We start from the raw sequence: 14,419 nt of genomic DNA on the forward strand, positions 1-14,419 counted from the left end.
TAGTTCGTGCGGCTATTATTTATTTCTAAATAATATTTTTAAACTTTTCAACGCAATAGCTGTTTTCGATGCTCTCAGGTTCGCCATCTACCGCTTTGTTGTCTAGGTTCTGTATAGGGTAGTTCCCAATCGACGTAACAGGGATGTGGCGACATGATTGCAGATGCACTGGAGTATATACGCAGAGAGGTCAGAGAGTATCTCAGCCTTGCCGATACTGAGGTGACGCTGGGACATGCCCATGAACTAAAAGATATTGGTAGTGCGGGTGTCCGGCTTACTCTGGTGAGTCTGGCTGAAGAATCAGCCCTTAGAAATCAAAGTCACACGGTAAGAACGCTCAACTCATTCGAATATCAACAGCCCCCTGTATTACTCAATTTGTTTCTATTAATCTCATTTGATTTTAGCCAATATGAAACCAGCCTTTTGCGTTTGTCGCAGACGGTTGAGCGGTTTCAATCCCAGCGCTATTTTGATCATAACAATGCCTCTGATCCCAACCTTTGGCCCGACGGGCTGGAGCGACTTGTATTCGATCTGCATAACGTCGGATTCGAGCAGTTAAACCAGTTATGGGGGGTCTTGGGGGGCAGCTACTACCCGTCGATTTTGTACAAAGTGCGACTCGTGAAAATCCAAGCGCAAGAATCAGTGTCAGGCCCTGAAATTACCTCAATGCAAGTGAATACGAGGTTGATTAAGCCATGAGTTTTCGCCGTGATTATCTGCCTCTGTTTAGTATCGAATTAGTCGACAATGACAGCGGCTTGCCTATTGCTGCTAGATTCTCTCCGACTGGGCGTTGTAGTAAGCGAATGGCCAATCACGGTTTGCTATTTAGGAAACGCAACAATATGGCTGAGGTGTATTACAGTCGTAATCCGTGGGCGGAGTCCCCTGTTATTGGCGCGATCAGCGCGCTAACCCAGTTTGATTTTTCTATCCGTTTACCTGACGGCTTTTATCAACGCTATCAAGCTGATTTCGCAGGCCTTGGCTTGCGACATATGCACCTGCAGAACCGGGCAGCCGATGGCAGTCTTCGCCAAACAGCAGTGGCTTCTATCAGTCAAACGGCGCTGCTGGGTGATCAGGATGGCGCACTCATTGTTTCCCAGCACTACCAAGCGCGTATGAACTTGCCTATTGGCGCTTCAGCGATAGATATCAGGGCACAATTTTCGGAAACCATTGTGAAATCTATTGCGGTAACACAGGTAGGTAGCGATACCCCTGTTTCTGTCGATTTTTCCGGCTTGCCGTTTGGCCGATACACCTTGGCGCCTAACAATGCGCCGGCACAAAGGCTGACAGTTTATTTTGACGATAATTTGGTAGGCGATGGGGGGCATGGATTGGTGGCGGTATTTATCAATCAATCTCAAGCGCTCGCGCCTGCCCAAGGTTATCGTTTTGTGGCTCGTGTAGAACCCCGTTAGCAAGGGACCTTGTCCGAAGTCTGTTGATGGTATTTAACAACCGTTAACCCTGTGGCTAATGAAAGCCGCAGTAAGAGGACTGATTATGGCTTCGTATAATACCCCCGGGGTCTATATTGAAGAGATCACCAAGTTCCCTCCCTCCGTTGCCGCTGTGGAGACTGCCATTCCTGCCTTTATTGGATTTACCGAAAAGGCGGAGGATGAAAATGGCAACCCGATCCCCAATACCCCCACTCGAATTACCTCCATGGTGGAATATGAGGCGCGATTTGGGCGGGCGCCATTGCAAGCTTTTAGTGTCGATGTCTCACAGAAGGTGTTGAGCACCGGCAACAAACTGCTTTCAACCACGGTGAGCTTTGATGGCACTAAGCCAAGGTTTCCCCCTTATATGCTCTATTACAGCATGCTGCTGTACTTTGCCAATGGTGGCGGTCCTTGTTATGTGGTCTCTATTGGTGACACATCCAGCACGGCGTACAGCACGGGGTTGTTTACGGCAGCGATCACCAAACTGGAAGAGTACGATGAGCCGACGCTTTATCTCTTTCCTGATGCCTGTTCTCACCGCGCCAGCAATGAAGGCACGGACAGCGGGGTGGGGGATATTATTGATGCGGCTTTGACTAGCTGCGCCAAACTGCAGGATAGGTTTACCATTGCCGATGTCCGTAATGCAGTTACTGGCGGCACAGATACGAATGCAGAAGTCACCACCCATCTGCGAGGGCAGGTGCTGTCTGACAAAGATATCATCAAGTATGGCGCCGCCTACTTTCCTTACCTTGATACTTCGATCGATTTCCTCACCGGCGATGGCGCGATCACTATCAATACCCACACAGTGATCAGCGTGGCTGATGATGGCACAGAAACCTCCGCTCCAGGCCCGATCGCTGCGGATACCCTGCTCAGCGACGCGTCAGTGGTGCAGAGCCAAACCACGGTTTACAACGCGGTCAAAGCCTTTCTTCGAAACAACGGCAAAGTGACTCTGCCGCCAAGCGCTGCTGTGGCCGGTGTGTATGCCCGCGTTGATGCCAGCCGAGGCGTATGGAAAGCGCCTGCAAATGTCGGCTTAGCCCTCGTCGATAAGCCTGCGGTTACTATCACTAACGATATTAACGACGGGCTCAACGTCGATCCAGGGTCGGGTAAGTCCGTCAACGCGATCCGTGCGTTTGCCGGTAAAGGTGTGTTGGTGTGGGGCGCTCGCACCCTGGCCGGTAACGATAATGAGTGGCGCTATGTGCCAGTCAGGCGCTTTTTTAATTTTGTTGAAGAGTCGATTAAGAAAGCCACCTCGGCGTTCGTGTTTGAACCAAATGACGCTAATACCTGGGTCAAGGTCAGAACCATGATCGAAAACTTCCTGGTACTGCAGTGGCGCGATGGCGCGCTTGCTGGCGCAAAACCAGAAGATGCTTTCTACGTCCATATAGGCCTCAATCAAACGATGACAGCCGACGACATTTTGAATGGTTACATGAATGTCGAGATAGGTATGGCGGTAGTGCGTCCTGCGGAGTTCATTGTGCTGAAGTTCTCCCACAAGATGCAGGAATCATGAGCGGTTACCCAACTTTGAATGTGAGGAATGATCATGGCTAATAACTACCCCTTACCCAAGTTTCACTTTTCCGTGGAGTGGGGCGGACAGTCCATCGCTTTTTCAGAAGTGAGTGGGCTGGATGTTGAAACCGAAGTGATTGAATACCGCAGTGGCGCGCATCCCGAATACAGCAAAATCAAGATGCCCGGTATGCAGAAGTTCAGCAACGTCACCATGAAACGTGGTGTGTTCAAGTCTGATAACGAGTATTTCGCTTGGTACAACAGCGTCAAAATGAACACCATTGAGCGCCGAGACGTCATTATCAGTCTGCTGAATGAAGAGCATGAGCCCGTAATGGTTTGGAAAATCAAGAACGCGTGGCCAACTAAGATCCAATCAACCGATCTGAAAGCGGAAGGTAACGAAGTCGCGATAGAAAGTATCGAATTGGTGCACGAAGGTTTGGTGATCCAAAACGATTAGCGAGGGTGCTTGAACGATGGTGCAGTCTGGCGTTGGTTATCCCATGGTGGGGTTTCATTTCCGAGTGGAGTTCGCTCTCTCTTCGGCCTCCTATGATATGCAGTTTCGTGATGTCTCTGGCTTATCGATGGAATTAGATGAGGAGAGTGTCACCGAGGGGGGAGAAAACCGTTTTATTCAGCGCCTGCCTAAGCGAGCCAAATATCCAGACCTGGTATTGAAGCGGGGCATGCTGCAGGACTCAGAGTTAAGAGAGTGGTGCCGAGCCGCGATCCAGGAAATGGATATTCAGCCGGTCACGGTCTGGGTCACTCTGCTGAATGAACAACATGAACCCCTGCAAACCTACACCTTTATTAACGCTTGGCCGAAGCGTTGGCAGCTGTCGGATCTGAACGCCGAAAGTAGCGCGGTCGTTATCGAAACCCTAGAGCTGGCTTACCAGTATTTTACCGTGAATTGATGTGGGCATTGTTTACTCATATTCCCACAGGAGGTTGCGATGCCCATTGTCATTGATGAATTGATCGTGACAGCTGAAGTGACGTCACCTTCGGGTGCAGAAACAGCGACGGAGCAGGCGTTGTCTGATCTCGATCGTGAGCAGTTGATCCGCGAGTGTGTGGATGAAGTGTTGGCGGTATTAGAACGTCAGTCAGAACGATAGTGGCAGACAGATAGAGCGGAGAATCTATTGTGGTTGATGGTTACCTCGAAAAGCTCAAAATTACCCCCTTTTTACAGGGCGAAGGTGTTCAGTCCTCCTTACCTGGTGGTGCGCCGTTTCTTGTTCAATTTAATCCAGAGAGCTTTTCTGTCAAAAACGATGTCAAACTCAATAGTGGTCAGGTTGCCACCGGAGCAACAGCGAAAGAAGCGAAGCAGGTATCTATCCCGCCCCGTGAATTCAATTTTGACTTCCTGCTTGATGGCACAGGTGCCAGTGGCCCAAGCCCTGATGTGACGGTGCAAATAAAGCTGTTTGAGAAGACCACCGGATTCACCGGACAAACCCATAGGAACCACTTTTTGGTATTGCAGTGGGGGCAGTTTGTCGTCAGTTGCGTACTGAAGTCATTCACTATCAAGTACACGCTGTTTCGTCCCAACGGTACGCCATTGCGAGCCAATTTGTCGGCGGTGTTTGTTGAGCATAAACCGAAGCAGCAGCAGAACCTTGAAAACAACCTCAAGTCCCCTGATGTGACCCATACCCATCGGGTTCAGGGCGATGAACACCTAGCGACTTTATGTCACCAATATTACCGCGATCCGACGCTCTACTATCGGGTGGCTGCCGCTAATCAGTTAAATAATTTGCGGCAGATCCGCGCCGCTGACGAGCTGCTCTTCCCACCAATAGAAGGGAAGCGCTGATGCCAAGAACCCTACCTAATACAGGCGACCTCATTACTTTCACCCTAAAGTCAGACGGTGTTGCGCTATCCGCTGACTATGAAGTCGAGATGCTTGATATCCGCCGTCATGCCAACAAAATCGCATCCGCGACCCTCGTGTTGATAGACGGAGATCCTGCCCGTGCGACGTTTGCCCATAGCAGTGCTGCAACGTTGGTGCCGGGTGCAGAGATTGAGATCCTGGTAGGTTACAACAGTCGCGAGACATCCTTGTTTAAGGGGATTTTGCTGCGTCAACAATTAAAGGTGACAGAAAGCGGAACCAGCCGGTTGAAAGTGGAGTGCCGAGATGGCGCGTTCGTTATGGCGCAGGCTGCTAAGTCCCGTTACTTTCAGCAGTTGTCTGATTCAGGCTTGTTTGACCGTTTACTCTCCGACTACTCAGGCCTGACCTTATCTGCGGTAAACACCCAGTTTACTCATCCAGAAATTGTGCAATTTCGGCAAAGTGATTGGGAGCTGATGTTGCAACGCGTGGAGCTCAATGGCCTCTATATTGCCACTGAGGATGGCACCGTGCGGATCAGTGAAGTCGCTGATGAAGTGAACCCAATCGCCGTGAGATATGGCATTGATGTGATCGAATGTGATTTCCAGCTGGATGCGCGTAATCAGTTTAGTGAGGTGACCTGTCATGCATGGTTACCGGCAGATCAGCAGATGACATCGGCGACCGGTGCACCTGTTAATTTCAGTGTACCGGGAAATATCCCGCCGCAGGCATTGGCGCAAGCTGCTGGGAACCAACCAATGAGTCAAACAACCAGCGGCAGCTTTGCTATCGAGCAACTGCAATCGGCCAGTAATGCTCTGGTTGCTCGGCAACAGCTGGCTAAAGTTCAGGGAACAGTCACGGTACAGGGCGTGGCAGCGTTCCAAATCGGTAGCTGGGTTGAATTGCAGGGATTTGGCGAACGTTTTAATGGCACCGCTTGGGTGGGGGGGATCAGGCATGTGGTTAGTCGTGGAAATTGGTTAACCACGCTACAAGTGGGGATGAGCCCGCAGCCGCAAACTGAACATTGCTTGATGCCGCCAACGAATAAATCGCCGTTTGCTACTGCTTCGGCAGCCGGTTTGGTGTCGGGATTGCAGATAGGACTGGTAACACAATTACAAGATGATCCCATGGGCGAAGAGCGGATCTTGGTAAAGCTACCCAGTATTGATGCTAACCATGACGGCATCTGGTGCCGATTAGCGACACTGGACGCTGGTGATCAGCGGGGCGTTGTGTGTCGTCCAGAGATTGGTGATGAAGTGGTTGTCGGGCTATTTGATAACGATCCCCATTCCGCAGTAGTACTTGGCAGCCTACATAGCAGTGGTAAGGCACCTCCGATTGCAGCCAGTGATGATAACCATGAAAAAGGGTGGACGACCCGATCCGGGATCGCTTTCACCATTGATGATGAGAAAGCGAGCGTGATGGTGGTAACCCCCGCAGGCAATAGCCTCACCATCAATGATGACCAAAGCACGATCGTGGTCGAAGACCAACATGGCAATAAGATCACCATGGAGCAGGCGGGGATCAGCTTGTCTTCCGCTAAAGACCTGACGCTGAGTGCCAGCGGAGATATCAAACTAGAAGCAACAGGTATCGATATCGCTGCCAACGGTGAAGCTAATCTCAGCGGGCAAGCCGGCACGAAAGTAGAAAGCAGTGCCAATACCGTGGTCAAAGGCTCCTTGGTTCAGATTAATTAGTGAGCGGCATATATAAGAGGGATTTTCGATGAAGCCAGCAGCGCGAGTGAATGACTTTCATACGTGTCCGATGATCAGTCCCGGGCCGGTGCCGCATGTTGGCGGCATCATCTCGCCTCCCGGTGCCGCCAGCGTGTTGATTGGTGGCATGCCTGCTGCTCGGGTTGGTGATATGGCTATCTGTGTTGGCCCACCCGATACCATTGCATCGGGCTCATCCACGGTATTGATTGGCGGTGCTCCGGCGGCACGACTGGGTGACAGTACGGCCCATGGTGGTGTCATTGTTGCTGGTGATCCGACCGTGTTGATAGGAGGCTAATCATGGCTGATTCGGAGCAGATCATTGGACGCGGCTGGAGCTTCCCTCCAAGTTTTGATCGTGGGCGAGGGGAGGTGGCTATGACCACGGGTATCGATGATATCCATGCCAGTCTGCAGATAATCTTTTCCACCTCGCTGGGCGAGCGGCTGATGCAACCCATCTTCGGTTGCAGTTTGCAAAGCATGGTGCAAGAGCCGATGAATAGCGGCAACCTTGGCTATATCAAATACCTGATTGAGACCGCGATCCTCTATCACGAACCGCGTATTGATGCGGAGGAGGTGGGGGTGAGCTTTAACGCCGAGCAGGGGGTATTAGATATTGCGATCTCATATTTGGTGCGCGGCTCTAACTCCCGTTTCAACTTTGTTTATCCCTTTTACATCAATGAGGGCGAAGCATAGTGACTGACTCATGTAAACGAGACAATCCGCTGCATCGTAGAGGCTCTGATCAGCAGAGTCGACAGCTTGCTGCGCTGTCACCCGATCATTTTAAAGTCGATGAGCGAACTCTGGCTGACTTTTTACTGTTTGCCAGACGCTACAGTGAACAGATCCGTTTTTATGGTCCCGGCGCGAATGCAAGCAGCGACTGGAAGCCGTTTTTCCAACAAGATGTCAGCGTTGTCTTGGCAGGGTTAAGCCAGTTACCTTATCGCCAGTACCTTACTTTTTCGCAGGCGCTTAAAACCTTTCTCGCCAGTGATCCTAATGCTGATAGCAGTGTGCTTAATCAGTATTTCTTGCTGCAAATACATCTGCCCCTTCTGCTCCTCGCAGAGGTGAACGACAGCTTGAAGCTATTGCCACAGGATCATCCACTAGTGTTCCAGTCTGATGCGTGGGTGAAACGCCATTTAAGTTCGCCACTGACCAGCTTGATGGAATATTACAAAGGTGCACTGGCTGCTCCCTTGCAGGGGTTTAGCGACCAGCCCTTAGATACGAATTTACTTAATCTTGGTTCCGATCCTTTATCGCCGTACCTATTGCTACCTGGCTCTGTGGCTTCCCGTTTAACTCCGTTAACCTGGCCATCGCTATGGCAGCAGCGCTGTGCCGATCTAGCTGATTTGGCTGCTATTGATTATGCCTCGATTGCGGCGGTGACCAACCCTTATCTGCAAGCAAGTGGCACCTTTGAGCAGATCCAGGATGCGTTGAATTACAACCTGTTGGTTAACTCGGTCGAATCGATTATCACGGCGATGGCGGTGATCGTTGAGCAAGCGAACGCTGCGTTGTCGCAGTCTTTGTTGCAAGGGGATCACGCGCCCCACTATGGTCTCTGGTTAGCCTTTGTAAAACTTTACCAAGAACCGCAAAAAATACTTAATCGCTTCACTGGTCGGCACCTTGATTACTATTACCGCGACATTTTGCAGATCCCACCACAGCCTGCGGTACCAGCAAAAGTAGCTGTGGTATTGACCCCAGCCAAGCAGGTTAAAAGTCACCTGCTGGCCAAAGGCAGCTTGCTCGACGCCGGTAAGTCTCCCAGCGGGCAGCCGCTGCAGTTTGCTTTGCAAAGTGACTTTGTGGTTAATCGTGCCACGGTCAAAGAGCTACGGGGCTTTCGCCGTGTTGTCACCGATAATGGCGAGATCCCTTATACCTCATCAGTTGCTAATAGTGCTGATGGTCAAGGCCAAGCCCTGCCAAAATCGGATCCCAGCTGGCCAGCTTTCGGACCTGCTAATGACAGCAATCAGGCTGAATTGGGTTTTGTAGTGGCTGATCGTCAGCTGCTGTTGTCCGATGGGCAACGCTTTATCCGCTTGATAGCACAACTGTCTGCACCAGCGTCAGCAAGCTGGGCGCTGGCATTCAAAGCTGCGATCACCACCGAAAAAGCGTGGTTGGATCTGGACTCAACGCAATTGTCTGTACAGCGGATCGGCGATGATCTGGAGTTTGTCATTCGTTTAGAAGGTAGCGTTCCTGCGATAACTTGTTACAACCCCAAAGTACATGGCTCCGGTTACAAGCAAGGAACACCCGCACTGCGGATCTGGATCGATCCAGACTCAGGCCAGTTCGCCAACCTTATCGACCTCAAATTTAGCCATTTGCTGCTTGATGTGGCAGTGATTGGTAGTCGTCACTATTCACTTAGTGGCGATCACGGCGTGCTGGATCCCAGTAAGCCGTTTATGCCGTTTGGGCCGCAACCCAAGCCCGGAAGTCAGTTAATACTTGGTGGCAAAGAGCTGTTTGGTAAGCCACTGCAGTTACTCGTGCTACGTGCCTCGTGGCAGGAGTCATTCGGTTATCAGAGCCACTTTAAAGCGCATATCACCGCGCTGAATGCTCACTGTCACGTCAGTACGTTAGCGCAGGGGGGGTGGCAACCCATTCCCGTCGCGGCGGAAGTGCCATTTTTCGTTAACGCTGCAGACCAGTTTGACATTCATGCCTATCTGCAGTTGGTAAATAGCTCTGGCCACGCCAGCGAAGATGAGAGTAGCTTTGCGCTGTTATCGCAACTGGACTATTTGACCCGTCTTGCTTTCGCTCCGTATCTAAAAGGGATCTGGCTCGATAATTTGGACACGGTGGCTGATCTCAATAGTGATGGTGACAGCTATCAAACCAGCAGCATTAGCGGTTTTGTTAAGTTCACCCTGGGCTCTAATTTTGGTCATCATCAGTTCGCTGCTGAAAATAGCTTGGCGCTGATCGGCAAAACCGTGACATCACCAGCGTTCACTCAGAAGAGCTATTACAGCTACGACAGCGCTATTCCGAAACCGCCATACACACCAGTGATGACTGAGCTACTGGTGGATTATTTAAGTGTGGCGGCGACGCAAACGGAGTTTTATCACCATGACCTGTTTGGGGTCAGACAAATTGACCTTGCTGCTACATCTACCGTCGAACATCGCTTGTTTCCAGAACATAAACAGGCGGGCGAGCTCTATCTCGGGATCGCCGATCTGCAGCCGCCGCAATCCTTGTCACTGCTATTTCATGCTCAAGAAGGCAGCGCTAATCCGCTGAAAGAGCTGGCGACCCTGCAATGGGATTATTTAGTCGGCGACCAGTGGCAGCCATTTGATAACCCCAAACCGATTGATGGCAGCTACTCGCTTTCAGGCTCCGGCATTATCACGCTGGTGATCCCGGAAGCTGCGGATACACAGCACGCTATTCTGCCCTCAGGCTTACATTGGTTGCGGTTATCGGTGACTGAAGATGTCGATGCGCTTTGTCGTTTGATCGAGGTGCTACCGCAAGCCACAACAGCGTATCAGAGCAGCGCATTGGACGAGGTGGCCACCCTGCCTGCAGGAACGATCAGTAAGCTGGTGTTGAGTGACAGCGGAATAAAAGCGGTGAACCAGCCGCTGGCTTCATTTGGTGGCAGCGCAGCAGAGCCTGATAGCGGATACGCGCTTCGGATCAGCGAACGGCTGCGACATAAGCAACGGGCGGTATCGCCCTGGGATTACGAGCAGTTGGTGTTGGCACAGTTCCCCGAGGTGTTTCGGGTGCGTTGCCTGAACCACAGCGCCTTGTGTGAAAGCGCATCGCAACCGATTGTGAATGGCCGTAAACCTGGTTCAGTCCTGGTTGTGCCGATTCCGCAGATGATCGACGGACATTTTCAGGCGCCTAATCGTCCTTATAACACGCGTCAAACCTTGGCAAAAATTGCTGAATATCTGCGTTCTAGGATCAGTCCCTTTGTGCAGTTGCGTGTTGAAAATCCGCAGGTCGAAGAGATCAAACTGCAGCTGAATGTCGCATTTAAGCCAGAGATCCTAGATACCGACTTTTATATCGAGCAGTTAAAGCAGGAGGTTGATCGCCATCTGATGCCGTGGGCGTATGGTGACGGCGCGCAGCTGGACTTCGCAGGTAGCTGGCATAAATCGATGTTGATCAATTTTATCGAACAGCAGGCTTACGTCGATTACGTGACCGATGTGTTGATGTTCCACCGTGTTGATATCAATGACAGTGATCCCAGCTGGTTAAGCCGAGACCTCGATCTGATAACTGCGTCGTCGGCGCGGTCAGTATTGGTTTCCCACCTTAACCATAACTTCTCAATTGCAGGGTGTGCGTGATGGAATCCTTAACCCTCACAACTGACACTAAACTGGAAACCGGCCAGGACTACGGGCAATTGCGTGCCTTGGGTATGGAGTATATCCAGCAGTTTTGCGCTGAAACCTGGAGTGACCATAATCTGCATGATCCAGGGATCACCACCCTGGAACTGCTTAGCTATGCTTTGACCGATCTTTCGTACCGCGCCTCGTTTAGCACTAAAGATCTGTTGGTGCCAGAATCTGGTTACATCAGTGACAGCCAGATCTCAGGGTTTTTCCCTGCGCAGGATATTCTCCCCAACACCACGTTAACTCAACTCGATTATCGTCAATTACTGCTGAAAATTGAGGGGATTAGAAATGCCTGGCTACAGCCCCTGACCGATCCGCAAGCGCCAGCGAGTGAAGTGCCCATTTATCTCGATCATTTGGCCGAGCGTTTAAGCCTAGATCCGAAAAATTCCTCAGGTCAGGATAATGAGTCGCTGCATCTGTCCGGCTTATATCAGGTGTTGCTGGAGTTAGAGCCGGATCCTGAGCTGGGTACATTGAACGAATCAGAGCTGACATTTGTTTTGCGTAGTACCTTGTTTAAAGGGCGTGATGGGGCGCTGGATTATCTGCAAGCAACGGCGTTGCTGTTGACCTCTGATGCTTTGCAACAGTGGGCTGCAGCTGCCGAATGGCTGACACAAGAGGTGCCAACTGTCACCCTTGAGCCTGTGAGTTTATGGCGGATCAATGTGCGGGTCTCGCTCAGCACAGGTGATCTAGCGCCGTTAACCTTGCAACTGCAGCAACCGGCACCTGATCCTGCTGTTGACGATGATTGGTTGATGCTTCTATCGCCCGCCGGAGACGATCTATTGCTGCGTTTCGCCCGCAAGCAGGCGCAGATCTTGAAGGTGTTGACCTATGCTTCCGCAGCGCTACACGACAGCCGTAACCTGTGTGAAGACTATCGTGCTGTGACCACGGTGGCTGCCGATTATATTGCCATCTGTAGTGATATTGAAGTTGCACCCGCTGCCGATCTCGAGCTGGTACAGGCGCATGTCTATTTTGCGGTGGAACAGTATCTTAATCCGCCAGTGCACTATTACAGTTTGAGTGAGATGTTGGCGGCGGGGATCCCTGCCGATGAGGTCTATACCGGCCCCTATATCAATCGTGAGCTGCAGGTTTCCGACACTGCGTTAGGGATTGAAGCGCAGCCGGTGTTTACTAAACCTGGCTTTAACAAAGCCGATGAACTTGCTAACAGTGAATTACGCACCGCCATCCACAGCTCTGACATTATTGCCGCTATTATGGCGCTGGATGACGTCGTGGCGGTAAAGTCATTGAGTTTACGTAAGTACAGTGCGGCGGGGCATCCTAGCGGCGATAGCGAACGCTGGTGTTTGCCGATCAGTCCCGGTCATCAACCCGTGCTGACAATTGCTCATTCCAAGGTGCTGTTTTTCAAGCGTTCCATCCCCTATTTAGGCCAAAGCAGCGAGTTTCAGTCTACTTTGCGGTATCTACGGGCTGCGGCGGCTAAAGCCAGTTATTGCGGCTCAGAGGAGGCGTTGATCGCCCCGGTGGGTGAGTACCGAAACACCAAGGATCATTATCCGGTTCAACATGATTTCCCGCAAACCTATCAAATTGGCGAAGCGGGACTGAAAGCCGGTGCTGAGCCTCAGCGAATTGAGCAAGCTCGGCAAATGAAGGGGTATTTACTGTTTTTTGAACAGGTACTGGCTGACTACCTGGCACAACTGGCCAATCTTCCCCACCTGTTTTCTCTCGACAGCGGCGCTGAACACTCCTATTACAGCCAATACCTATCCAATATTCAGGCCACATTAGGCACCTTTGAAGATGAGTTCTATATCGACAAAGGCAAGTTGCAGGATGAGCTGCAACGGAGCGCATTGTGGGAGGATGAAGCGAGTTATCAGGCGCGGAAAAACCGCTTGTTGGATCATCTGTTGGCGCGCTTTGGTGAGCAGTTCAATGACTATGTGCTGATGCTCTATCAGCAAAATGGCGACACATTGAAGAGCAACCAAACGCTGATCACAGACAAAACCCAGTTCCTGCAGTCGTTGCCTGTGATTAGTCGTGAGCGCAATCGCGGCTTTAACTATCGTCCCACAGGTCTTGCAGCCATCTGGAACAGTGACAATGTCTCAGGGCTGGAAAAAAGGGTCGCGTTGTTAACCGGTATGGACAATTTCGCGCGGCGGGATCTCAGTTGCGACAAGTTGCTTACAACGCTTTTCGACACGCGTAAGCATGGCAATGAGTTCCGCGTCGAGATAAAAGATCCATCGCAACATTTGCTGTTTAAGTCGGTGGAGTTGTTTGTTAGCAGAGACGAAGCGATGGCACAGGCGGTTCTGCTTTATGGCGGTCTGGATGCCGATAACGCCATTGTCTTGAGTGAGCCTGACAGCGACGGGCACCAGACGCTGACGATAGAAGTGGACGCCGTTCGCCTGACCCATGATGCCGAACTGAGCGTTGCAGATGCCGCGGCACTAGCCACAGCGATCCGCCAGCGCTATACGGCGGTTAGCGCCGAGGCAACGGAGGAAGACCCTGCCAGCGTGCTGTTTGATACCCGTCAGACCGGCAATGATTATCGTCTTGAGATCAAAGATCGCCAACAGTTTATTCTGTTTAAGTCGGTGGCGCTGTTTGCCAGCAGAGAGGAGGCTATGAGCCTCGCTGCCCGCTTGTTTGTCGGCGTGCGTGAACGGAAGAATTTCCATATTGATAGCAGTGGTGGACCCGGAGCGATCGAGTTATCTCTGCGGGTTGGTGATGATTTGTTGGTGCATGAGCAGGGCTTCGATACCGTGGCCGATGCTGATCAAGTCGCCAGAGATGTGATTGATCGTTATCGCGAGATCCTCGGCGGTATTCATTGTGCCAGTGAAGGGTTTTATTTAATTGAGCATCTGCTGCTCAGACCTCGCACCGACCAAGCCCGTTTGCTCACCGCGTGTATCGATAGCAGTAGCGGCTGCGGTGACGAAGATCCCTATTCGTTCCGTGCCTCGGTGATTTTGCCCTATTGGCCAACTCGCTTCCAGCAAGCTGGCTTCCGCCGTTTCTTTGAACACACCATTCGCGAGCAGGCCCCGGCCCATATCCATTTAAAGATCTGCTGGATAGATCCTCATCAGATGGAGCAGTTAGAGCAGGTTTATCAGCAGTGGTGTCAGCAGATGGCGACACAACCATTCGACAGTGCCAGTTTGACGCAGGCACAGAACCAATTGATCGCACAGTTAGCACAATTAAAGAGTGTCTATCCTGCGGCAGTACTTCATGACTGCCGAGATGATGATACGACTACACCCGTTCGCCTTGGCAGCACTAATTTGGGCGTTGACTAGACAAGGAACAGCTTACGCTGGGTAGCAT

General features: G+C 51.4%; 12 protein-coding genes. All 12 read left to right on the top strand.

Translation table 11 applies throughout. The features are described from left to right. Nucleotides 1-153: 153 nt before the first annotated feature. The 12 genes from EZV61_RS16555 to EZV61_RS16605 all read left to right on the top strand — a co-directional run bounded on the left by EZV61_RS16555 (nt 154) and on the right by EZV61_RS16605 (nt 14,391). Complete coding sequence (locus EZV61_RS16555) at nt 154-711, top strand: Pvc16 family protein (protein WP_130565831.1); 558 nt, start codon at nt 154-156, stop codon at nt 709-711. After that, a complete protein-coding gene (locus EZV61_RS16560) occupies nt 708-1,442 on the top strand; it encodes a hypothetical protein (RefSeq protein WP_131417060.1) in 735 nt (244 codons plus the stop codon). The genes EZV61_RS16555 and EZV61_RS16560 overlap by 4 nt, the downstream gene beginning before the upstream one ends. An 85-nt stretch (nt 1,443-1,527) precedes the next feature. Next, the gene (locus EZV61_RS16565) at nt 1,528-3,015 is read left to right on the top strand and encodes a phage tail sheath family protein (RefSeq protein WP_114338042.1); all 1,488 of its coding nucleotides are present in this window, start codon (nt 1,528-1,530) and stop codon (nt 3,013-3,015) included. Nucleotides 3,016-3,048: 33 nt separating this feature from the next. Then, nucleotides 3,049-3,483, top strand: coding sequence for a phage tail protein (locus EZV61_RS16570; protein WP_114338087.1), 435 nt, complete (start codon nt 3,049-3,051; stop codon nt 3,481-3,483). Between the two features lie 16 nt (nt 3,484-3,499). Continuing rightward, nucleotides 3,500-3,946, top strand: a complete 447-nt coding sequence (locus tag EZV61_RS16575) for a phage tail protein (RefSeq protein WP_114338043.1) — start codon at nt 3,500-3,502, stop codon at nt 3,944-3,946. A gap of 39 nt (nt 3,947-3,985) precedes the next feature. After that, nucleotides 3,986-4,150, top strand: a complete 165-nt coding sequence (locus EZV61_RS19480) for a DUF5908 family protein (RefSeq protein ID WP_165569647.1) — start codon at nt 3,986-3,988, stop codon at nt 4,148-4,150. Nucleotides 4,151-4,179: 29 nt separating this feature from the next. Next, the gene (locus EZV61_RS16580) at nt 4,180-4,860 is read left to right on the top strand and encodes a CIS tube protein (protein ID WP_131417062.1); all 681 of its coding nucleotides are present in this window, start codon (nt 4,180-4,182) and stop codon (nt 4,858-4,860) included. Continuing rightward, nucleotides 4,860-6,611 carry a type VI secretion system tip protein VgrG gene (vgrG, locus tag EZV61_RS16585; protein ID WP_131417064.1) on the top strand — a complete coding sequence of 584 codons (1,752 nt, stop codon included), beginning with the start codon at nt 4,860-4,862 and terminating at the stop codon, nt 6,609-6,611. Before EZV61_RS16580 ends, vgrG begins: the two co-directional genes overlap by 1 nt. Nucleotides 6,612-6,639: 28 nt before the next feature. Continuing rightward, a complete protein-coding gene (locus tag EZV61_RS16590) occupies nt 6,640-6,933 on the top strand; it encodes a PAAR domain-containing protein (RefSeq protein ID WP_131417066.1) in 294 nt (97 codons plus the stop codon). A 2-nt stretch (nt 6,934-6,935) separates the two neighbouring features. After that, a complete protein-coding gene (locus tag EZV61_RS16595) occupies nt 6,936-7,340 on the top strand; it encodes a GPW/gp25 family protein (RefSeq protein ID WP_114338047.1) in 405 nt (134 codons plus the stop codon). Then, nucleotides 7,340-11,014: a baseplate J/gp47 family protein gene (locus tag EZV61_RS16600; RefSeq protein WP_131417068.1), complete on the top strand. Its 3,675-nt coding sequence runs from the start codon at nt 7,340-7,342 to the stop codon at nt 11,012-11,014. The genes EZV61_RS16595 and EZV61_RS16600 overlap by 1 nt, the downstream gene beginning before the upstream one ends. After that, a complete protein-coding gene (locus tag EZV61_RS16605) occupies nt 11,014-14,391 on the top strand; it encodes a baseplate J/gp47 family protein (RefSeq protein ID WP_131417070.1) in 3,378 nt (1,125 codons plus the stop codon). Before EZV61_RS16600 ends, EZV61_RS16605 begins: the two co-directional genes overlap by 1 nt. Nucleotides 14,392-14,419 lie beyond the last annotated feature (28 nt).

It is taken from the genome of Corallincola luteus (genome assembly GCF_004336975.1).
Classification (GTDB): domain Bacteria; phylum Pseudomonadota; class Gammaproteobacteria; order Enterobacterales; family Neiellaceae; genus Corallincola; species Corallincola holothuriorum.